We start from the raw sequence: 20,264 nt of genomic DNA on the forward strand, positions 1-20,264 counted from the left end.
GCTATATACGTTATAGCTGCTGGCCCGCTTGGCTCATATCTAAAGTAGGTTGCGGTTCAAAAGGATGGCATCCCCTGCTGGGATAAGCCACTTGTCGATTTCAATGCAGTAAAAGTTTGCCGCAATAACCCAGCGGAACGTTTTTTGCTAAATGGTCTGGACAAGCTTTGATCAAGGGAGATATGACAAGGCCACCTTTTACTCATGCGGCGTTGCGGACTCCTGAAAGGAGGTTGACGCCCAGCGAAGTGATCTAATTTAAGATGCTTGGAACCTATAACACTGTTCTTGTAGGCCTTTCTATCCTTATCGCCATCACTGCTGGTTTTACCGCTTTAGACCTTGCCAGTCGTGCTCGCTTGGCTTCTGGTTGGCCACGGCATTATTGGTTATTAACGGCAGCGACTGCATTAGGCGGGGGCGTTTGGGCAATGCATTTTGTGGGCATGCTGGCTTTTGAGATACCAGAAATGCCTATGCACTACGACGTTTATCTGACGGTAACCTCGCTTGTAGTTCCAATAGCCGTAACATGCGTCAGTTTTCTAGCTGTTAATCACATCCATTCTACTGCCGGTCTACTATCAAGCGGTCTATTTATGGGGCTTGGGATTGCCAGCATGCACTATCTAGGCATGGCGGCGATGGAGATGCCCTTGGAAATCAGTAACGACCCGCTTTGGGTAGGGGTTTCGCTACTGATTGCTATAGTAGCGTCTATCGTTTCGCTATGGCTGTCCAGACGGATGAACCAGTTGTCGGCAAGAATATTTGCCGCACTTGCCATGGGAATTGCCATCTCAGGCATGCATTACACGGCTATGTATGGCGCTAGTTTTACAGCACCTATGACGCCTAGCTTAAATCATCACAATGCTTTAGATCAGATTACGCTTGCGACTGCCATAGCGGCTTCAACGCTGCTTATCCTGTTTCTAGCTCTTGTTGCGGCTATGTATGACAGGCGTGTGGCTTTAATGGCGGAGCGTGAGGCGGGTTTCTTGCGGCTGAGCGAGGCTCGTTTTCGATCTTTATATAAGGGAACGCCGCTTCCCCTTCATTCTCTAGATTATGAAGGGCGAATTGAGTCGGTCAGTGAAGCTTGGCTTGAATTGCTTGGTTATGAGCGAGGAGAGATCATTGGTCGGCCTTTGGCTAACTTCATGACGGACTCTTCAGCCCACCAATTTATTACTCAGGACTGGCCTAATCTTTTTCAGAGCGGTGAGGTCAAGGACCTTGAATGCCGAATGGTAACCCGTGCAGGCAGGATTCTGGACGTGATCGCTTCAGCACGCCTTGAGCGGGACGAGCATGGGGGCTTTCTTTATGTGTTGGGAGGGCTCATCAATGTTACCGAACGCAAGCAGGCAGAAGAGGCCTTGCGTCAGGCACAAAAAATGGAAGCTATCGGCCAGCTTACCGGTGGTGTTGCGCATGACTTTAATAATCTCTTAGCGGTTGTAATGGGTAATCTCGAGCTCTTACGCAAGCGCTTGGCCGACGACCCAAAAGCTCTCGCCCTGATTGAAAATGCTTTGCTCGGCGCTGAACGAGGAGCCACGCTTACACAGCGCTTGTTGGGCTTTGCCCGTAAGCAGGAGCTTAACCCTACCACTGTTGATATACCTGATCTTTTGCGTGGCATGAGCCAACTGCTTGAGCGCTCTATTGGCCCGACCATACAAATCGGTATTCATTTCCCAATCACCCTACCCAAGGCGTATGTCGACGGACATCAGCTTGAAATGGTTCTTTTGAACTTGGTGGTTAATGCAAGAGATGCCATGGATAACGGCGGTACTATCAACATTACTACAACCGAACAGCATCTGGATAAAGACCCAACAAGTCGTTTGAATCCCGGTAATTATGTGTGCCTTTCTGTAACCGATACAGGTGAAGGAATGGATCCTGAAACCATAAGTCGAGCCACAGAGCCATTTTTTACAACTAAGGGCGTTGGCAAGGGTACAGGCTTGGGCCTTTCTATGGCGCAAGGGCTGGCTGAGCAATCAGGGGGGCAGCTTTTAATAAAAAGTGAGAAGGGCAGAGGTACTACGGTTGAATTATGGTTTCCAGTCGCCCAGACAGAGCTTTGTGCTGAGCATTTATCTGTTTTAACACCCATAGAGCCAACACAGATAACTATGCCGTCTATGCCTTTAACAATCCTCGTGGTTGATGATGACCCTTTGGTACTTAAAAATACCATAGCCATGCTCGAGGATCTTGATCATACGGTGTTTCATGCTGCATCGGCAAAGGCGGCTCTGGCTTTGATAAAGCAGGGGCTTCAGATAGACATGGTTCTTACTGACCAAGTAATGCCTGGGATAAGTGGTACTCAATTAGCTGAGATTGTGCAGGTTGAGAGGCCAGGCCTTTCCATCCTGCTTATGAGTGGTTATGCGGAGCCCTCAGCTATCAAGGCTGGGAGCTGGCCTAGGCTGACAAAACCTTTTACCCAGGCGGCATTGGCTAAAATGATTGGTAAGGTAAAAGGTTCGTCACACGAACCTGTCGTCATCCCGCTCCCGTTAAGAGCTATAGAAAGACGGTAGTGTGAGTGTGCGGATGGGGCCGTTTATTGAAGTATCAGTTAACGGCTACCATCCTGCCGCTGTTAGCGTGGTATCCATATGGCTCCCTTTTGTTGTCCGTTCGATTCTCGAGCTGCAAAACATCAGCACCCGTAGACGGAAATACCGATTCGCATTTGGCTATCTTAATCGGAGTAAACCATACTGCTATCAAGGCACCTGCATAATTCATTGAGTCTTGCTCAATGCCCTGATTACAAGGTCTGCATTTGACTTGACTGGTATCGTTCGGCCCGTAGCATGCCAGGTCTATACGTCGACTTTTCAGGCTGAGCCTAGCGGCAATGCTTATTTGGCTAATAAGCACCTCTTCTTAATAAATATTAAGCATCTCGTTGGAGTGGCCGATAACGTGGCCTTGCTTAACGTATAAAGGAATTCCTGATGGAACATGGTCCGGTATTTGAGGCCTCTTTGTCTGATGAGAATCGTTACCGCCTGCTTATTGATGCAGTAATCGACTATGCCATCTTCATGCTAGACTCTAACGGTTTTGTCAGTAGTTGGAATTCTGGTGCTAGGCGAATCAAGGGATATGAGGCGTCTGAAATTATTGGGCAGCATTTTTCCCGCTTCTATACAGCTGAAGATCAAAATAAAGGTATTCCCGCCCACGCACTTAAAACCGCTGCGTGTGAAGGCCGATTCGAAAGTGAAGGCTGGCGGGTTCGTAAAGATGGAACTCTTTTCTGGGCGTATGTAGTAATTGACCCTATACGTGAACCTTCAGGAAAGCTTTTAGGCTATGCAAAGGTTACCCGAGACCTTACAGAGCGTAAGTTGGCTCAAGAAGCTTTGCAACGAAGCGAAGAGCAATTCAGGCTTCTTGTTCAGGGAGTAATCGACTACGCGATATACATGCTTGATCCAGAAGGTTATATCACCAGTTGGAACTCAGGTGCACAACGAATCAAGGGCTATCTTTCTCAGGAAGTTATAGGAAAACATTTCTCAAGTTTTTATACAAAAGAAGATCAAGAGGCCGGTGAGCCTGCCAAGGGACTTGAAACAGCTGTTCGGGAAGGGCGTAGTGAGAAAGAAGGATGGCGAGTACGCAAAGATGGTACGCGATTCTGGGCTCATGTCGTAATCGACCCTATTCGCAGCGAGACAGGCAAGCTTATCGGGTTTGCAAAAGTCACACGTGATGTTACAGAAAAGCGAGAAGCACAGCTCGCACTTGAGCAAACCCGTGAAGCGCTTGTTCAGGCCCAGAAGATGGATGCACTTGGGCAGCTTACCGGAGGGATTGCCCATGATTTCAACAATTTGTTGATGGGCATTATGGGCAGCTTAGAGTTGATGCGTCGAAGTTATGAAACAGGGCGTACAGCTAACCTTGAGCGCCATATGAACGGCGCGCTAACCTCCGCACAGCATGCGGCAGCCTTGACTCAGCGGCTTTTGACCTTTTCGCGTCATCAATCCCTTGATTTAAAACCTGTCCATATAAATGAGCTGATTACGTCATTTGAGGATCTGTTTCAGCGGACTATAGGCGAGAACATACGTCTTCATACAAATCTGTCAGCTGATGTTGAGTGTGCTCTAACAGATATTAATCAGTTAGAAACCACACTATTAAACATAGTTCTTAATGCCCGGGATGCCATGCCTACCGGGGGGGCTATCACTATCTCAACCTCAACGCTGACTCTGGATCAAGGCAATAGCCGGGACTTTAGCGAGCTTGAGGTTGGCGAATATGTCGTGCTGCGTATTTCTGATACCGGCATGGGCATGACCTGTGAAACTTTAGCTAAAGTATTTGAGCCTTTCTTTACAACCAAACCGTTAGGGCAGGGTACAGGTCTAGGTCTTTCCATGGCCTATGGCTTTGTTAAACAGAACAAGGGCCATATTCGTGTGTTTTCTGAACCAGCACAGGGCACTACGGTTTATCTTTATTTGCCGACCTATACGGGTATAGTAAGTAAAACGAGCACAAACGCCGCTTATGTACCTTCCCATGGCTCTAATGAAGTAGTTCTGGTTGTGGAAGATGAGCCTGTTGTGCGCTCGTTGATTTTGGAGGTGCTCGTTGAGCTTGGCTATAAGACACTTGAAGCATCGGATGCTTACGAAGCTATCTATTTCATCCAAAGCCAGCAGCACATTGACTTAATGATTTCAGATGTAGGTTTGCCAGGTCTCAGTGGGCGACAGTTGTTAGATATTGCCCGGCAACATCGGCCTACTTTAAAAGTCTTGTTTGCTACAGCTTATGCTGAAGTTTTAGGGGCTCAGGATTATTCACTGTTGGATGTTCAAGTTATCAAAAAGCCGGTTGCTATTGACGCGTTGGCAAGCAAAGTGCAAGAAATGCTAACGCCTTTCATATCATAAATGGCGTTTTATGCATATTCCATTAAAGCCTTTGCTGTAAATCTTTAAAAGCCGGTAGCGTTGTTTGTCTGCCTGGAAAGTTGAGAAATATGTATTCGGTTTTGGGGTGAAAAAGGTTTAAGAATCTCTATAAATATCCTGAGCTGCCAACGTAGTAATTAAGAACCAGCTCTCAAATAAATTTTGATGGCTGGGTTCACGTACCTGACTAAATGGATTGTTTTTCCTGCAGCGATCTAGCGCCGAAGGGGGGTAGCGGAGCTCATTAGTTAGCGTTGGCCCAGCCCCTCTTTCTCCAAATAAGAATGTGGATACTTCCAGTATCATCCGCTCTGGTGTGACCTTTTAGGGAAACATTTTCTTGCAGGGTTGAAGTAACCTTACGAGGTAACTATTATTCACTTATAATACGTTTCTGATCTAAGATTTGTATTGAACACTAAAAGTATTTTGAGCTTGTCAAAGTGCTGGGGCTAAGGAGCAGCGATATATGCAGCACTATTACAAGATTGAGGAAACAATATGCGTGCCCGCACTTTATCCTTTTTAAAACCTGGAACGCTTGAGCGCGAACACTTCGACCTGCTTTTGGAAGGAACCTCTATCCGAGGAGAGCGAATCATTCGCGCGCTGGAAGATTTTCTCATAAAAGGTATAGCGGCAACTGAAGCCTGCGAAGCTAACGCTGTGAGCCGGAGCCAGTTTTATCGCAGGCTTTATGTACTTGAAAGCGAGAGTGAGCGAGCCAGACGCTTGAGTAAGTTTTATAGCTATACTGATTAGTCGCTCTTTTAGGTAAAATCTTCTTGTAATGTACTCCCAGGGTATTCTTCGTATTAAGATAACCTTGATTCAGCCTATTACCTCTAGCATGACCGTCTTGGTTTGGTAAGCAGTCGCCTGAAGAAACCGCTGGCAGAAGTTCATCTCGACATTAAAGGCTCCACTGAGAGTGGCGGAGCATGATGCACCGATCCCAGCATTGGCCTAGGCGAGGTGGCGATGAGCAGCTAGGTGCCAGTCGAAACATGTTGTACCGCAAGCTGCATAATACGGTATGCACAAGGATAGGCGGACAGCCTGGCCAGTGTCGCAAGGTTGTACGCTAACGATGAGTAACTCTTTCATTGCTCGAAGCAGTGTAGCGAGAGCATGAGCGAGCATTGATACGCTTATCAGTAGTTAAGGGGCAGGCCCATCACTCCATCGTGTCGATTTCCTTGATGAGGATGTATGTCCTGCCGTTATCGTCTTCGTTGTAATCGTAGACGTAGAACATTTCTACCACGCCTGCTCCCGGCATGACGGCAACCAGATCGCCACTTTCAGGCATGAAAAAATTGGCTGTTCTGGGCTCGGCTTCGCATTCAAGGTGGGCCGTCATGAACAGCTCAGGGTCGATATCACCATAAAAGTCATTTCGCACCTCTTCGTCCCATTCTTCAGGCGTGCGAAACACGCCAGTGAACAGAATCTTGCCGTCCCCTAAATCAATGGGCTCCGCGTCAGGATCGATCTCGTCCGGTCGATAGACCGTGCAGTCCAGTACATTAGGATCATGAAGCACAGCCTGCCGGGCTTCGAGCCGCTTGTTGTTTGAAGCCGTCTTGTCGAAAGGCTGGTCATCAACCGATCCTATGGCAGCGTTATCGTCTGTAGTCATGAGCAGTGTCCTAAAGAGAAGTATGTATTGGATAGGCCGAATAAAACGAGGCGATACCTGATTCATTCTGGTAGGGCTTGGCCTAAATCTCAAATCCGGTAACGATTGTGTCGTTGCGTACGGCATGATACCCGTCTGAAAATTGGAATTGAGCTGGGTGAAATCCGCCTGATCTGGCCTTGATGCGTTAGTAAGGTATCGGCCATTGGTTCAGATATGACCGAATCATCCTAAAGCAGGTTTTCCCATAAGACGCGGCACGTAGGACCCATACGATGCAATAGCGCGTCTCCTTACTGCTCAGGCTTTGACCGGGGCTTAGTACGTTATGGACAGTCATAAGCTAGTCATCTATTTCGTAATACTCTAGCCCTTAATTTCAAAAGTCATTTAGAAAAATTCTTGGGAAGCAAGCCTTAACCCTTTCGATATGTAGTGATTAACGGCACAATTCGCGTCTTTTTTGGACGGCCTTGCCGGAGGCCTTTAAAATGATCAAAACGCCGTATTATCTTATTGATAAAAACAAGCTATTAAGCAACCTGCAAAAAATCGCTTATGTGCGCGAGCAATCGGATGCCAAAGCCCTACTTGCACTTAAGTGCTTTGCCACTTGGTCGGTATTTGACCTGATGCAGCAGTACATGGATGGCACCACTTCCTCGTCGCTCTATGAGCTCAAGCTCGGCCGCCAAAAGTTCGCTGGCGAAACTCATGCCTATAGTGTGGCCTGGGCGGATGACGAGATCGAAGAGATGCTCGACAACTGCGACAAGATTATTTTCAACTCTATCGGACAGCTTCAGCGCTTTGCTGAGGCATCTGCAGGCAAGGTGCGCGGCCTGAGAGTTAATCCGCAAGTCAGTAGCTCCGACTACCTGCTAGCTGATCCCGCCAGGCCGTTTAGTCGCTTGGGTGAGTGGGATGCGACTCGGATTGAGGAGGTCATCGATCAGGTCACTGGTTTCATGTTTCACAACAACTGTGAAAATGGTGACTTCAGCCTGTTCGATAAAATGCTAGGTACTATTGAGGAGCGCTTTGGCCACTTGTTACACAAGGTAGAGTGGGTCAGCCTTGGTGGCGGCATTCATTTTACTGGTGAGGGTTACGCGCTGGACGCCTTTTGTGCACGGCTCAAAGCCTTCTCTCAAAAGTACGGTGTTCAGGTTTATCTTGAGCCGGGTGAAGCGGCTATTACCCAGAGCGCGTCGCTTGAGGTCACCGTGCTTGATACCCTTTATAATGGAAAAAATCTCGCGGTGGTCGATAGCTCCATTGAAGCCCACATGCTTGATCTACTGATCTATCGCCTTAACGCCAAGATGGAGCCTAGTCAGGGCGAGCATACTTATATGGTATGCGGTAAGTCGTGCCTAGCCGGAGACATCTTTGGTGAGTTCCAATTTGATCGTCCGCTGGCAATTGGTGATCGGCTGTCGTTTATCGACGCAGCAGGTTACACCATGGTTAAGAAAAACTGGTTCAACGGTTTGAAAATGCCATCCATTGCAGTGAAACAGCTTGACGGTACTGTTGAGCTGGTTCGTGAATTTGGCTTCGAAGACTACGTTTCCAGCCTCTCTTAAGATGGCTATTTCTAAGGAGAAATAAAGCAATTGAAGAAAAATGTTCTTATCATTGGTGCAGGAGGTGTCGCCAAGGTGGTGGCCCATAAATGCGCGCAACACAACGATGAACTTGGTCGTATTGTTATTGCGTCGCGCAACATCTCCAAATGCAAGGCCATCATCGATAGCGTCAAGGCCAAAGGCAGCCTCAAGCAGCCCGCCGATATTAAGGCCTTCTCGCTGAACGCTCTGGATAAAGAGGCGACCAAAGCGCTTATCCGTGAAACTGAATCAGAGATCGTCATCAACGTTGGTTCCGCTTTTCTTAACATGTCGGTACTGCGTGCCTGTATTGATACCGGCGCAGCCTACCTAGATACAGCGATTCATGAAGAGCCAGGAAAGATTTGTGAGACGCCACCTTGGTATGGCAACTACGAATGGAAGCATCTTGATGAATGTCAGCAGAAAAACATTACCGCTATTCTCGGCGTGGGCTTTGATCCAGGCGTAGTTAACGCCTATGCAGCGCTTGCCCAGCAACAGTATTTCGACCGCATTGACTCTATCGATATTCTTGATGTGAATGCCGGTTCCCATGGCAAATATTTCGCCACTAATTTCGACCCGGAAATTAATTTCCGCGAATTTACTGGGCAGGTATGGAGCTGGCAGGGCGGCCAGTGGACCAGTAACAGTATGTTCGAGGTTAAGCGTACTGATGATCTGCCAGTGGTAGGTATTCAGAACCTGTACCTGACCGGTCATGACGAAGTGCACTCTTTATCCAAGAACCTCAATGTGCCGAATGTGCGTTTCTGGATGAGTTTTGGCGAGCACTATATCAATGTGTTCACTGTGTTGAAGAACTTGGGCTTGCTTTCCGAGCAGCCGGTCAAAACAGCCGAAGGCCTGGAAGTTGTGCCATTGAAAGTAGTTAAGGCTGTGCTGCCTGATCCTGCTTCGCTCGCGCCAGGATATACCGGAAAGACCTGTATTGGTGATCTGGTCAAGGGCACCAAAGATGGCCAGCCGCGTGAGGTCTTTATCTATAACGTAGCTGACCATGAGGAAGCCTACGCTGAAACTGACAGCCAAGGCATCTCGTACACGGCAGGCGTACCGCCGGTAGCCGCAGCCCTGCTGGTTGCCCGTGGCGAGTGGGATGTGCAACGCATGGTCAATGTTGAGGAGCTGCCAGCTGAGCCGTTCCTTAAAGCATTAGACGTGATGGGCTTGCCCACACGGATAAAAGACGAGCACGGGGATCGTCCCTGGAACTGAGCGGACTAACGCTCCCACAGAGCAAGGTGCGTCTATGCTGACGTACCTTGCAAGTGCTTTCTCAGAGTTGATGCTCAGAGAGGATGCGCAAGCCGTCCTTTCCATATCAGGCAATCGATGAGCCGAACTCACCATCCAGATTACATTTATGCCTGATGGTTGTGATTCACCACACTAGGTGTTGGTTGAGAAATCCATTATCAGCAATGACTGGTTGTACCATCGGAGTTAGGGAAAAGTTCTAAGCTCGCAGAATGGAGTTTGGCAAATGGTATACGGATCAATACGACCGTCCTGTCTGAGACTTATGTGAAGCCGTCTGAGCAGGCCCGCCATGTACGAAAACTGTGGCAGACCGTCTGCCATGTTCCTAAGTGATCTGGAATCTCAGGCCACTTATCCTCTGAAGACAGCCCCAAAAGAAACCGTTGAGCATCAAGCGATCATCCTTGCAAAGCCACTTCCGCTGCTGCCTGGAAGAAACTGAATTGCTATTCAGCTCCACGATTAATCATCTAACCCGTAACGGACTGTCATCTCTGATTTCCGCTCGAAAAAGACAATAAAGTTTAGAGAGTTGGTTCTTCAGAAAGAACATAGTTAATAGTGGTGCTGATCAGCGTAACAACCGCTTTTATTGGAATGGCTTTAAGAAAGCGCGGTGCCGATTCTCTATTGGCCAACTTTCCTAAGTTTTGAGGCAAAGCCAAGATCAAATTGACGCACCAAGCCGCTCAAATCTACGACCAGACGCGACAGTAGGGGATAGGTAGAGTAAATAGGCGCCCGTATAACATTTATCGGGCGCCACGTACCTTTACGGTTTCACGACCATGCCAACACCACGGCCACGTGGGTCCGATGCGGTCTCCAGTGAAGTACCGTTGATGCGAATGGCTTGGACATCTCCCATGCGCCAACCCTGATCTTCCAAGGTATATCCCATGGCTTTCAACTCATCGGCGACCTTGCCGGTGAGAGGTGCATAGTCGTCATAATAGATCGTGTCCTTGGGTAGCAGCTGATGGTGGACACGCTGCGCAGCAAGGGCCTTGTCCAGAGGTAACTTAAAGTCGTAGAGGTTGTTTAGTACCTGGAACAGCGTTGTGAAGATACGCGAGCCGCCTGGTGTACCGAGTACTAGGGTGACTTGGCCGTCCCGCGTAACAATGCTAGGGCTCATCGACGACAGCATCCGCTTGCCGGGCTCAATGGCGTTTGCATTGCTGCCCACTACGCCAAAGCCATTAGCGACCCCAGGTTTGGCACTAAAGTCATCCATTTCATCATTGAGTAGAAAGCCTGCACCCTTGACCACAACGCCACTGCCGTAATCGAAATTAAGTGTATAGGTATTGCTCACCGCATTACCTTGAGCATCAACAATGGAAAAGTGCGTGGTCTGGTGCGATTCAAGGCCGGGCCTCACGTGTTCGGTTGGCGAAATGGCGTTCGGGTTCACCTCGGCCGCCCGTTGCTTGAGGTAGGTAGGATCGATCAGCTTGTTTACCGGAACCTCGGTAAAATCGGGATCGCCCAGGTAGTCCGCCCGGTCGGCAAATACTCGCTTTTCAATCTCGGCTAGCAGGTGAATGTATCGGGCTGAGTTGAGTTCTACATCTTTGAAATCCGCTGCGCGTGCTTCCTTGATACCAATCAGCTGAGCCAGTGCTATCCCGCCTGAGCTGGGTAGCGGTGCGGTATACAGCGTATTGCCCTGCCAGTCGACACGGATCGGCTCACGCCATTTGGCACGGTAACCGCTCAGGTCCTCTTTGGTGATCAAGCCATCGTCGTGCTTCATCTGAGCGACCAGGAGATCAGCCGTTTTGCCCGTATAAAAGTCTTCGGGACCTTTATCTGCGATCCGTTCCAGGGTCTGGGCCAGTTCGGGCTGCTTGAAGAGCTGACCGGCCTGCATGCTGCCAAAGTAGTCAGTAAAGTTGGTCTTGCCATCGAAGAAGGCGATGGCATCGTCACGGTACTGGAACTGTTTGTCCGCGACTGTAAAGCCCTTCTGAGCATAGCCAATGGCAGGTGTCAGCAATTCGCTCCAGGGTAACTTACCGAATCGTTTATGAGCTTCCCATAGGCCCATCACTGTACCCGGAACCCCAGCGGCCCTGGCGCCGATCAGGCTCATGTTCTCGATGACTTCACCTTTTTCATCCAGGTACATGCCTTGGGTGGCGGCTTTGGGTGCTGTTTCTCGGTAATCGAGAAAGTAGGGTTTGCCGTCAACGTAGAGAGTCATGAATCCACCGCCGCCGATGTTACCTGCTTCGGGATACGTAACGGCTAGAGTAAAGGCAGTTGCTACGGCAGCATCTACAGCGTTGCCGCCAGCCTTAAGGACTTGGGCAGCAACGTCAGCGGCATAGGAGTTAGGGGCGGCCACGGCGCCACCTTCCAGCGTGGCGGCAGAGGTAAAGCAAGGAAGGGTAAGAGCAGCAGTAAAGGTCAAGATCCTTGAGAGAGCCAAGCGCATAGAGGTTCCTTAGTCCATGTCATCAGAGAATTCTTTTTGAGCTTAATAGGAATTCAAAAAACTGCTTGTAACAGTGCGCCAGCCACGTGTTCATTTGCGCTGTGAAAAACTCTGCTAACAAGGCAGATAAGAGCAGTGCAGCCTATCGACGCTCTCTTTTGGATTGTTGACACATAAGGTTTTCAAAGCCTAATCTGAAAATATTGATAACAATAAAAATTAATATTGTTGACAGTATGAATCAGTCAAGTGAAACACCTACTGATCTTCCCGCCGAAAGTGAGACACGCTCGGAGCATGTCTTTCGCCGTATTCAGACGGCCATTATCAAGGGGGAAATTGCTCCGGGCACCAAGATTTCCGAACCTGAGCTGGCTCGTACGTATGGCATCAGCCGTGGCCCATTACGCGAAGCGATCCACCGTTTGGAGGGGCAAAAGCTGGTTGTACGCATTCCCCATGTTGGCGCTCGGGTAGTGTCGCTAAGCCTGGAGGAGCTCGTCGAGTTGTATGAGATCCGTGAATCTCTCGAGGGGATGGCCTGCCGTCTAGCTGCCGAGCGCATGAGCGAAAGCGAAATCATTGAGCTCCGAAACGTTCTGGATACTCACGAGCGTGACGCCTCCTTTCAGGCCGGGCAGGGCTATTATCAGCAGGAAGGCGACCACGACTTTCATTATCGAATCATTCAGGGCAGCGGCAATCGCACCCTAGCACGACTACTCTGTGATGAGTTGTACCAACTGGTGCGCATGTACCGGATTCAGTTCTCGGCTACACCCCATCGGCCACGGCAGGCCTTCACTGAACATCACCGGATTCTCGATGCTATTGCCGAGCGCGATGGTGAACTGGCCGAACTACTGATGCGTCGTCATATCGCGGCGTCTCGCCGCAACATGGAGCACCAACTCGGAACCCAGACTCGTGCTGCGGTCGCGCCTGTAAAGCGACCGGCTGCCCGGGCTTATAAAAACAGAGGTGAGTCATGAATCAGGCGTTATCCAGTCGTCCTGGGCAGCGTTTCCGCGAGGCGGTTGCTGCTGAGCATCCTTTACAGGTAGTCGGCACCATCAACGCCAACCATGCCTTGCTTGCCAAACGGGCCGGTTTCAAGGCGATTTATCTTTCGGGAGGTGGGGTGTCGGCAGGCTCGCTGGGACTGCCGGACCTTGGTATTTCCAATCTCGACGATGTGTTGATCGATGTTCGTCGTATCACGGATGTATGTGACTTGCCGCTTTTGGTAGACGTGGACACCGGTTTCGGCTCGTCTGCCTTCAATGTAGCGCGGACCGTCAGGTCAATGATAAAAGCAGGCGCTGCCGCCCTGCATATCGAAGATCAGGTCGGGGCCAAGCGCTGCGGGCATCGTCCTAACAAGGAAATCGTTTCCGAGCAGGAAATGGTCGACCGCATTAAAGCCGCCGTGGATGCACGGACCGATGATAGTTTCGTGATCATGGCGCGTACCGATGCGCTAGCCGTGGAAGGCTTGCAGTCAGCCATTGACCGTGCCTGTGCCTGCGTAGAGGCTGGGGCAGACATGATCTTTCCCGAGGCCATGACCGAGTTGGGCATGTATAAGGAATTCGCTGCCGCCGTAAAAGTACCGGTACTGGCCAACATTACCGAATTCGGTTCGACACAGCTCTTCACTACCGAAGAGCTGGCATCAGCTGATGTATCGCTAGTGCTGTACCCCTTGTCGGCGTTCCGTGCCATGAACAAGGCAGCTGAAAATGTGTATGCCGCTATCCGACGCGACGGCACTCAGAAGAACGTACTCGATACCATGCAGACCCGTCAGGAGCTGTACGAGAGCATTGGTTACCACGATTTCGAGCAGAAGCTGGATGCCTTGTTCGCCCAAACTAGACGTTAAATCGAAACGATCCGTTTAGCGGGCTCGTTTTAAAGCAGTTGCATCATCTCAGAACAAATCCAAGAAGGAGAGCGCAATGGCTGAAGCAAAAGTACTGAGCGGAGCCGGCCTGCGAGGCCAGGTCGTTGGCCAGACAGCATTATCGACGGTGGGCCAAGAGGGCGCCGGGCTGACCTATCGAGGCTATGACGTTCGTGAGCTTGCCGAACATGCCCAATTCGAGGAAGTCGCCTACCTCTTGTTCAAAGGTAACTTACCGACGCGTGAACAGCTTAATGACTACTTGAATGCGCTGATGAAGCTACGTGAGCTGCCGCTGGCGCTCAAAGAGGTGCTCGAACGTATCCCGGCGCAGACTCATCCCATGGATGTCATGCGGACAGGCGCTTCCATGCTGGGAACGCTAGAGCCTGAGCGAGACTTCAGCCAGCAACAGGCCATTGCTGATCGGCTGCTTGCAGCACTGCCAGCCATCATGTGCTACTGGTATCGATTCAGCCATGAGGGCAAGCGCATTCAGTGCGTCACGGATGAGCCTTCTATCGCAGGCCATTTTCTAAGGCTCTTGCATGGAAAAGCGCCCAGCGAGCTGCACCGCAAGGTCATGAACGTCTCGCTGATCCTTTACGCCGAACACGAGTTCAATGCCTCTACCTTCAACGGCAGAGTGTGTGCGTCTACGTTGTCAGACATGTATTCCTGTATCACAGGAGCCATTGGCACTTTACGTGGCCCTCTGCATGGAGGAGCCAACGAAGCCGCTATGGCAATGATTGAGCGTTTCTCATCGCCCCAAGAGGCCATTGAGGGGACGCTGGGCATGCTTGAGCGCAAGGACAAGATCATGGGCTTTGGCCATGCTATCTACAAAGAGTCCGATCCTCGTAACGAGGTTATAAAGGTCTGGTCCAAACGGCTGGCCGAGGAGGTGGGCGATACGGTGTTGTTTCCCGTGTCCGAAGCCATTGACCACACCATGTGGGAGCAAAAAAAGCTCTTCCCCAATGCCGACTTTTATCATGCTTCGGCGTACCACTTCATGGGCATTCCTACAAAGCTGTTCACGCCTATATTTGCTTGCTCACGGGTAACAGGCTGGGCCTCACATGTATTCGAGCAGCGTGCCAACAATCGAATTATCCGCCCCAGCGCTGAGTACACAGGCGAGGCGCAACGGCCCTATGTTCCGTTGGAGCAGCGTTAATCAAGTAAACGGTGGCTGTTGCCGTTTCCGTATACCAATGAGCCTATTGAGAAAAAAGCATGAGCGCCAATGTCGATCTGAACAATCGTCCTGAGTATGACAAAGTACTGCAGGATATTGCCGATTACGTCCTGACCTATAAGGTCGAATCCACCGAGGCCCTGAACACGGCACGTAATTGCCTGATGGATACCCTCGGCTGTGGTCTTTTGTCTTTGCGTTTTCCCGAATGCACCAAGCATCTTGGTCCGTTTGTAGAGGGCACTGTTGTCCCCTATGGCGCTCGGGTGCCAGGGACCAGTTTTCGTCTCGATCCAGTCAAGGCCGCTTGGGACATTGGTTGCATCATCCGCTGGCTAGACTATAACGACACTTGGCTGGCAGCTGAGTGGGGGCATCCTTCCGACAACCTGGGCGGTATTCTGGCTGTAGCGGATCACCTGTCCCAGAAGCGTATCGCTCAAGACGAGGCGCCGTTAACTATGCGCGCTGTGCTTGAGGCCATGATCATGGCTCATGAAATCCAGGGTGTATTTGCACTGGAGAACTCGTTCAACCGGGTCGGCCTGGACCACGTTATCCTGGTCAAAGTTGCTTCAACTGCTGTGGTTGCCAAATTGATGGGGGCGAATCGCGAACAGCTCTTGGCAGCTATTTCCCATGCCTTTGTTGATGGCCAAGCCCTGCGTACCTATCGCCATGCGCCCAACGCCGGATCGCGTAAATCCTGGGCGGCTGGCGATGCAACCAGCCGTGGCGTGCGGTTGGCTGATATTGCCATGCGTGGCGAGATGGGAATTCCCGGTGTGCTCAGTGCGCCACAGTGGGGTTTCTATGATGTCTTGTTCAGCCATACAAACAAGGATCTGGAAACCAAGCCGCAAGATAAACGCCAGTTCAGTTTTTCACAGGGCTTCGGCAGCTATGTTATGGAAAATGTACTGTTCAAGATCAGCTTTCCGGCCGAGTTTCATGCTCAGACTGCAGCCGAGGCGGCTGTTATTCTGCATCCTCAGGTACGCGAAAAACTGGATCAGATCGAAAGGATCGTGGTCACGACTCATGAGTCGGCTATCCGGATTATTTCCAAGGTGGGCCCGCTGGCCAACGCAGCAGACCGTGACCACTGCCTGCAATACATGATCGCCGTGCCGCTGCTGTATGGCGATCTGGTTGCCGAGCACTATGAAGACAGCTTCCATGCAGCCCATCCACTGATTGATCTGTTGCGTGAGAAAATGGAAATCGTTGAGGACGAACGCTACAGCCGCGAATATCTCGAAGCCGATAAGCGCTCCATTGCCAACGCCATACAGGTGTTCTTCAAAGACAGCACCCATACTGAAAAGGTTGCGGTGGAATATCCGATTGGCCATCGGCGGCGGCGTGATGAAGGCATCCCGCTGCTGGAAGCCAAGTTTCGCAGCAATCTGGCTACACGCTTCCCGGGGCAACGTTGCGAGGAAATCTTTACGCTCTGTAAAGACCAGCAAAGATTGGAAAGCACTCCGGTCCATCGTTTCGTCGATTTGTTTGTCATCTGAGTCAAGCGGCCTGTAATTAAGCAGGCCGCACTTTTAACGCGGCATGCGACGTACCTTGACTTCCATCAGACTCGCCCTAATTGTCTTCAGGGGCGGCAACGTAACGTAATCAAGAATTGCCTATTCAACTGACGGAAAAACGTAATGCGTGATCAGTGGAAATAGAACTCATTTTACTGAGCGTTGGTATCGAGTAATTTTTGTATAGCCAACTTTTATTGAGTCCAGGCTATGAGCTTTCTTATGGGCTACGAAGCGGACTCACGAAATTCCCGTATCGTTTGCAGCAAAGCAGACAGCAAGGGTGAACGCTCGTTTTTCAAGTAAAAACAGTGGAGTTCCATATAGGCGTCGCCTTGAACTCTCAAAGGGCGATAGACAACCCCTGGAAATTTCACATGAGTCATCGACTCGGGGACAAGCGCCATGGCGGAACTAATGGCCACCTGGAGAGTAGCAGTAATGATATCGGTGCAGGGAGAGGTAAGGCGTGGTTCGAAACCATGCCGACGACATAAGTCGACCGCCGTCGCTGTTGCAATTGGTGAGCTGCCGACGGCTAACAACTGGCCTCGTAATGCCAGAAAATCAACCCTGTCGTAAGCCGCGAGCGGATGGTCTTCATTTAGCGCCAACCACAGTGGCTCGCGAGCGACCAGCTCTACCGCAATATCCGTTTCTTCAGGCAGGAGCCGCTCAAATACCAGTAAAACCCGTCCCTGCCTCAAAGCCAGCACTTGAGCAGGTGTTTGTGCGGGATGTAAAGCGAGCTCTACCTCAGGATGTGTCATTCGAAAGCGCGCAAGCACTTGCGGAACAGGGCCGAACATGGATGATCCATATACTCCCACGTTTGCCAATCCGACCTGCCCTTTACCAAACCGTACGGCACGCTGGGCTGCGTGCTTAACCAGGCTTCGGATATTGGTTGCATCATGAAGAAGCACTTCCCCTGCCTGAGTAAGCACCATTCCTTTAGGTGTTCGCTCGAATAGTTGTACGCCCAGCTCTGCCTCAAGTGCCTGAATGTGACGGCTTAGCGGTGGTTGCGACAAATGTAGACGCTCAGCCGCCCGTCCAAGATGGCGCTCTTCAGCTACTGCAATGAAATAGTTGAGTTGCCGCATATCCATGCTAAAGGCCTTACCGAAAAGGTAACAAGGTCAACAAATTATGTATTGGAAGTTCTTTAAGGTCTTAAGAAAAACTCCAATCAACAGGCGTCTTGTTCGATAAGCAAGATGCCTGTTGATGTTCCATAAGAATAATGAGAGGGACACGTAATGCCTGCATTTACCTTCCGCCTCAACACGCTTGGTGTTCAAGTCTTGGTTGGCAGCTTATTGTTGAGTGTTTGTAGCCTAAGCCATAGTAGTTCCCTTCACTCCAAGCAGCCGCCTATTAAGACTCACGCAAAGCCCCTGATCGTAATTAATGGATTTAAATTTAAGGATCTGAATGCCAACAATCAGTTGGATGCTTATGAGAACTGGAGACTTCCTGCTGAGAGACGTGCTGCTGACCTGGTAAGCCGGATGAACCTGAATGAAAAGGCCGGCATGATGTTGATTGATACATTGAATCCGGGCTTTGGGGGGACTATTGACGCACCCGCTGACCAGTACATCAATTCGGAAAGAATGACACGCTTTATATTCCGTAGTGTGGTGACGGCCAATCCTGTAGAAAGTACAACCTCGAGCAGGAATGGACAGCAGGTCACGCCTGAGCAGGCTGCCCGGTGGACAAATGCAATTCAGGAAATGGCAGAAAAGACACGGCTCGGCATTCCTGTTCTTTTCAAATCAAATGCTCGAAATCATTACGAGCGTAATGCCCGCTTCGGTATCAACACCGAAGCGGGGTCTTTCTCGGAGTTTCCAAAAGAAGCCGGTTTAGCTGCTACACGTGACATGCGGATAATTCGAGATTTTGCCCGCATCATGGGGGAAGAGTGGAAAGCCATTGGCCTGAGAGGGATGTATGGTTACATGGCAGACCTATCCACCGAACCGCGCTGGTACCGTGTCCATGAAACCTTCACCGAGGATGCTGACCTCGGGACTGAAATCATGAAGACTTTGGTAGAAAATCTTCAGGGAGGACCAGTAAACCGAAACACGCCTGTGGCCTTGACCATGAAGCATTTCCCTGGAGGCGGTCCCCAGGAAATGGGCTTGGATCCCCATTATACTTTTGGTAAGAATCAGGTTTATCCAGCAGGGAATTTCGAATATCACCTCAAGCCATGGCGAGCTGCGATAGAGGCCGGTGTCTCATCAGTCATGCCTTATTACGGTGTACCGATTGATCTGACCTATAAAGGCGTTAAATACGAGCAAACCGGTATGGCCTTTTCCAAGCAAATCGTAAATGACCTACTGCGTCAGCAGCTTGGGTTTAAAGGCTACGTAAATTCAGACACTGGCATAATTTCAGCGAGAGGCTGGGGCCTGGAAAACAAAACGGTAGCTGAGCGAGCTGCAGCCGCTATCAATAGTGGTACAGATGTGTTGTCGGGTTTCAACACCAAGCAAACCATTATTGATCTAGTCAAATCTGGTTTAGTGAGTGAAGAACGTGTCGATGAGGCAGTCAGGCGACTCCTCAAGGAGCAGTTTGAACTTGGACTGTTCGAAAATCCCTATGTAGATGCAAGCAAAGCGGCTGGAATCATTGGTAATGATGAGTTCCGAGCCAAGGCTTTACAAGCTCAGCGTAAATCCATTGTGTTATTGCAGAATCTAGCGCAGAGCTCTATTAAAAGCGCCAAAAAAATACTGCCTATTCCAGCACCAAGCACAGGGCAGCCACTCAAGCTTTATACAATGAACATGAATGCCGACGTGGTAGGGGGAGCCGAGTATGGCGGCTATACCGTCGTTAACGGAGATTATGATGCTGAAAAAGGCCAGAGCCGACCAAGTGCGTCTGGCGCTGATTATGCGATTCTTCGAATAGAAGTATCCAATCCTCAAGAAATTACCGGTACTTATAAGAGCAAGGATTCTCTTACCGGTGCCAATCCTGCTTATATTAATCCACAAACACAAAAGACCTGGGGTGCAGCAGACCCCGACAGTATTGATGACGGCTTGATTTATGGCGGTGCGCTTCCCTGGGAGGTAAATGCGTTGTCGTTTACTGAAATGGCTAAAACAGCGTCGTGGAGTATTTCGCCGAAACTGGAGGATATTCAGGCAGTTATGCAAGAGGTAGGCTCGAAAAAAACTATCCTCGCCATTTATTTCCGCCAACCATATGTTATGGATGATGCAAGTGGGTTAAAGAATGCAGGGGCGATTTTAGCTGGCTTTGGTGTAAGCGATTCCGTGCTTATGGACGTTATCACAGGTAAATATAAGCCTCGTGGAAAGCTACCATTTGCTCTGGCTAACAACCTGGAAGCCGTGATCAATAACGATCCAGATGCGCCTGGCTATCCTGCCAAGGACACGTTATTCCCCTTTGGATTTGGCTTGAGCTATTAACTTTAACGCTCGTTAAGAACATGCATGCAGCCTTTCAAGCGGCTGCATGCGTATCTCATTCCGAATCTGTTTATATTTTATGAGGCGAAGTCTTTGGGTTGCTACAGAACCTGTTTAGACGTCTGAAAGCATATATCTATACAACTTTGAGAACGTCTTGTTATCCAATCAAGTAATCGCACAAC

Annotated in this window: 13 protein-coding genes; 10 read left to right on the forward strand and 3 right to left on the reverse strand. The window is 50.0% G+C overall.

The genetic code is table 11. The features are described 5' to 3' along the window. Nucleotides 1-263: 263 nt before the first annotated feature. From IQ22_RS16340 to IQ22_RS16350, 3 genes are all read left to right on the forward strand, one after another. Nucleotides 264-2,564, forward strand: a complete 2,301-nt coding sequence (locus IQ22_RS16340; RefSeq protein ID WP_145143906.1) for an MHYT domain-containing protein — start codon at nucleotides 264-266, stop codon at nucleotides 2,562-2,564. Nucleotides 2,565-2,987: 423 nt separating this feature from the next. After that, on the forward strand, nucleotides 2,988-4,949 hold the full coding sequence (locus tag IQ22_RS16345; protein ID WP_145143908.1) for a hybrid sensor histidine kinase/response regulator: 1,962 nt from the start codon (nucleotides 2,988-2,990) through the stop codon (nucleotides 4,947-4,949). Nucleotides 4,950-5,471: 522 nt separating this feature from the next. Then, the gene (locus IQ22_RS16350; protein ID WP_145143910.1) at nucleotides 5,472-5,732 is read left to right on the forward strand and encodes a PapB/FocB family fimbrial expression transcriptional regulator; all 261 of its coding nucleotides are present in this window, start codon (nucleotides 5,472-5,474) and stop codon (nucleotides 5,730-5,732) included. A gap of 415 nt (nucleotides 5,733-6,147) precedes the next feature. On the opposite strand, the gene IQ22_RS16355 is transcribed toward IQ22_RS16350, so the two are convergent. Next, nucleotides 6,148-6,612 carry a hypothetical protein gene (locus IQ22_RS16355; RefSeq protein WP_244309213.1) on the reverse strand — a complete coding sequence of 155 codons (465 nt, stop codon included), beginning with the start codon at nucleotides 6,610-6,612 and terminating at the stop codon, nucleotides 6,148-6,150. 491 nt (nucleotides 6,613-7,103) lie between these two features. Here IQ22_RS16355 and nspC point away from each other — a divergent pair, with 491 nt between their 5' ends. Together nspC and IQ22_RS16365 are read left to right on the forward strand one after the other, a co-directional pair. Beyond that, complete coding sequence (gene nspC, locus IQ22_RS16360; protein WP_145143912.1) at nucleotides 7,104-8,201, forward strand: carboxynorspermidine decarboxylase; 1,098 nt, start codon at nucleotides 7,104-7,106, stop codon at nucleotides 8,199-8,201. A 30-nt stretch (nucleotides 8,202-8,231) separates the two neighbouring features. After that, nucleotides 8,232-9,467 carry a saccharopine dehydrogenase family protein gene (locus IQ22_RS16365; RefSeq protein WP_145143914.1) on the forward strand — a complete coding sequence of 412 codons (1,236 nt, stop codon included), beginning with the start codon at nucleotides 8,232-8,234 and terminating at the stop codon, nucleotides 9,465-9,467. 817 nt (nucleotides 9,468-10,284) lie between these two features. Here the strand turns inward: IQ22_RS16365 and ggt are convergent. After that, on the reverse strand, nucleotides 10,285-11,955 hold the full coding sequence (gene ggt / locus IQ22_RS16370) for a gamma-glutamyltransferase (protein ID WP_145143916.1): 1,671 nt from the start codon (nucleotides 11,953-11,955) through the stop codon (nucleotides 10,285-10,287). 236 nt (nucleotides 11,956-12,191) lie between these two features. On the opposite strand from ggt, the gene IQ22_RS16375 reads away from it, so the two are divergent. The 4 genes from IQ22_RS16375 to prpD all read left to right on the forward strand — a co-directional run bounded on the left by IQ22_RS16375 (nucleotide 12,192) and on the right by prpD (nucleotide 16,588). Further along, entirely contained in the window at nucleotides 12,192-12,947 is a 756-nt protein-coding gene (locus IQ22_RS16375; protein ID WP_145143918.1) for a GntR family transcriptional regulator, read from the forward strand. Then, nucleotides 12,944-13,840, forward strand: a complete 897-nt coding sequence (gene prpB, locus IQ22_RS16380; RefSeq protein ID WP_145143920.1) for a methylisocitrate lyase — start codon at nucleotides 12,944-12,946, stop codon at nucleotides 13,838-13,840. Before IQ22_RS16375 ends, prpB begins: the two co-directional genes overlap by 4 nt. Before the next feature lie 76 nt (nucleotides 13,841-13,916). Continuing rightward, nucleotides 13,917-15,044 carry a bifunctional 2-methylcitrate synthase/citrate synthase gene (prpC, locus tag IQ22_RS16385; protein ID WP_145143922.1) on the forward strand — a complete coding sequence of 376 codons (1,128 nt, stop codon included), beginning with the start codon at nucleotides 13,917-13,919 and terminating at the stop codon, nucleotides 15,042-15,044. Between the two features lie 59 nt (nucleotides 15,045-15,103). Next, nucleotides 15,104-16,588 (forward strand): 2-methylcitrate dehydratase, encoded by a 1,485-nt coding sequence (gene prpD, locus IQ22_RS16390; protein WP_145143924.1) that lies wholly within the window; start codon nucleotides 15,104-15,106, stop codon nucleotides 16,586-16,588. A 248-nt stretch (nucleotides 16,589-16,836) separates the two neighbouring features. Here the strand turns inward: prpD and IQ22_RS16395 are convergent, their stop codons facing one another. Then, nucleotides 16,837-17,721: a LysR family transcriptional regulator gene (locus tag IQ22_RS16395; RefSeq protein ID WP_145143926.1), complete on the reverse strand. Its 885-nt coding sequence runs from the start codon at nucleotides 17,719-17,721 to the stop codon at nucleotides 16,837-16,839. A gap of 150 nt (nucleotides 17,722-17,871) precedes the next feature. Between IQ22_RS16395 and IQ22_RS16400 the strand changes: the two genes are divergently transcribed. Continuing rightward, nucleotides 17,872-20,079: a glycoside hydrolase family 3 protein gene (locus IQ22_RS16400; RefSeq protein WP_145143928.1), complete on the forward strand. Its 2,208-nt coding sequence runs from the start codon at nucleotides 17,872-17,874 to the stop codon at nucleotides 20,077-20,079. Nucleotides 20,080-20,264: the final 185 nt, after the last annotated feature.

Source organism: Pseudomonas duriflava, from assembly GCF_007830155.1.
In the GTDB taxonomy this organism is placed as follows: domain Bacteria; phylum Pseudomonadota; class Gammaproteobacteria; order Pseudomonadales; family Pseudomonadaceae; genus Chryseomonas; species Chryseomonas duriflava.

Excerpts from the sequence above, each read along its gene's own strand:
- IQ22_RS16340 (WP_145143906.1), top strand. The coding sequence starts at position 264 with ATGCTTGGAACCTATAACACTGTTCTTGTAGGCCTTTCTATCCTTATC.
- IQ22_RS16345 (WP_145143908.1), top strand. The coding sequence starts at position 2,988 with ATGGAACATGGTCCGGTATTTGAGGCCTCTTTGTCTGATGAGAATCGT.
- IQ22_RS16350 (WP_145143910.1), top strand. The coding sequence starts at position 5,472 with ATGCGTGCCCGCACTTTATCCTTTTTAAAACCTGGAACGCTTGAGCGC.
- IQ22_RS16355 (WP_244309213.1), bottom strand. The coding sequence starts at position 6,612 with ATGACTACAGACGATAACGCTGCCATAGGATCGGTTGATGACCAGCCT.
- nspC (WP_145143912.1), top strand. The coding sequence starts at position 7,104 with ATGATCAAAACGCCGTATTATCTTATTGATAAAAACAAGCTATTAAGC.
- ggt (WP_145143916.1), bottom strand. The coding sequence starts at position 11,955 with ATGCGCTTGGCTCTCTCAAGGATCTTGACCTTTACTGCTGCTCTTACC.
- IQ22_RS16375 (WP_145143918.1), top strand. The coding sequence starts at position 12,192 with ATGAATCAGTCAAGTGAAACACCTACTGATCTTCCCGCCGAAAGTGAG.
- prpB (WP_145143920.1), top strand. The coding sequence starts at position 12,944 with ATGAATCAGGCGTTATCCAGTCGTCCTGGGCAGCGTTTCCGCGAGGCG.
- prpC (WP_145143922.1), top strand. The coding sequence starts at position 13,917 with ATGGCTGAAGCAAAAGTACTGAGCGGAGCCGGCCTGCGAGGCCAGGTC.
- prpD (WP_145143924.1), top strand. The coding sequence starts at position 15,104 with ATGAGCGCCAATGTCGATCTGAACAATCGTCCTGAGTATGACAAAGTA.
- IQ22_RS16395 (WP_145143926.1), bottom strand. The coding sequence starts at position 17,721 with ATGGATATGCGGCAACTCAACTATTTCATTGCAGTAGCTGAAGAGCGC.
- IQ22_RS16400 (WP_145143928.1), top strand. The coding sequence starts at position 17,872 with ATGCCTGCATTTACCTTCCGCCTCAACACGCTTGGTGTTCAAGTCTTG.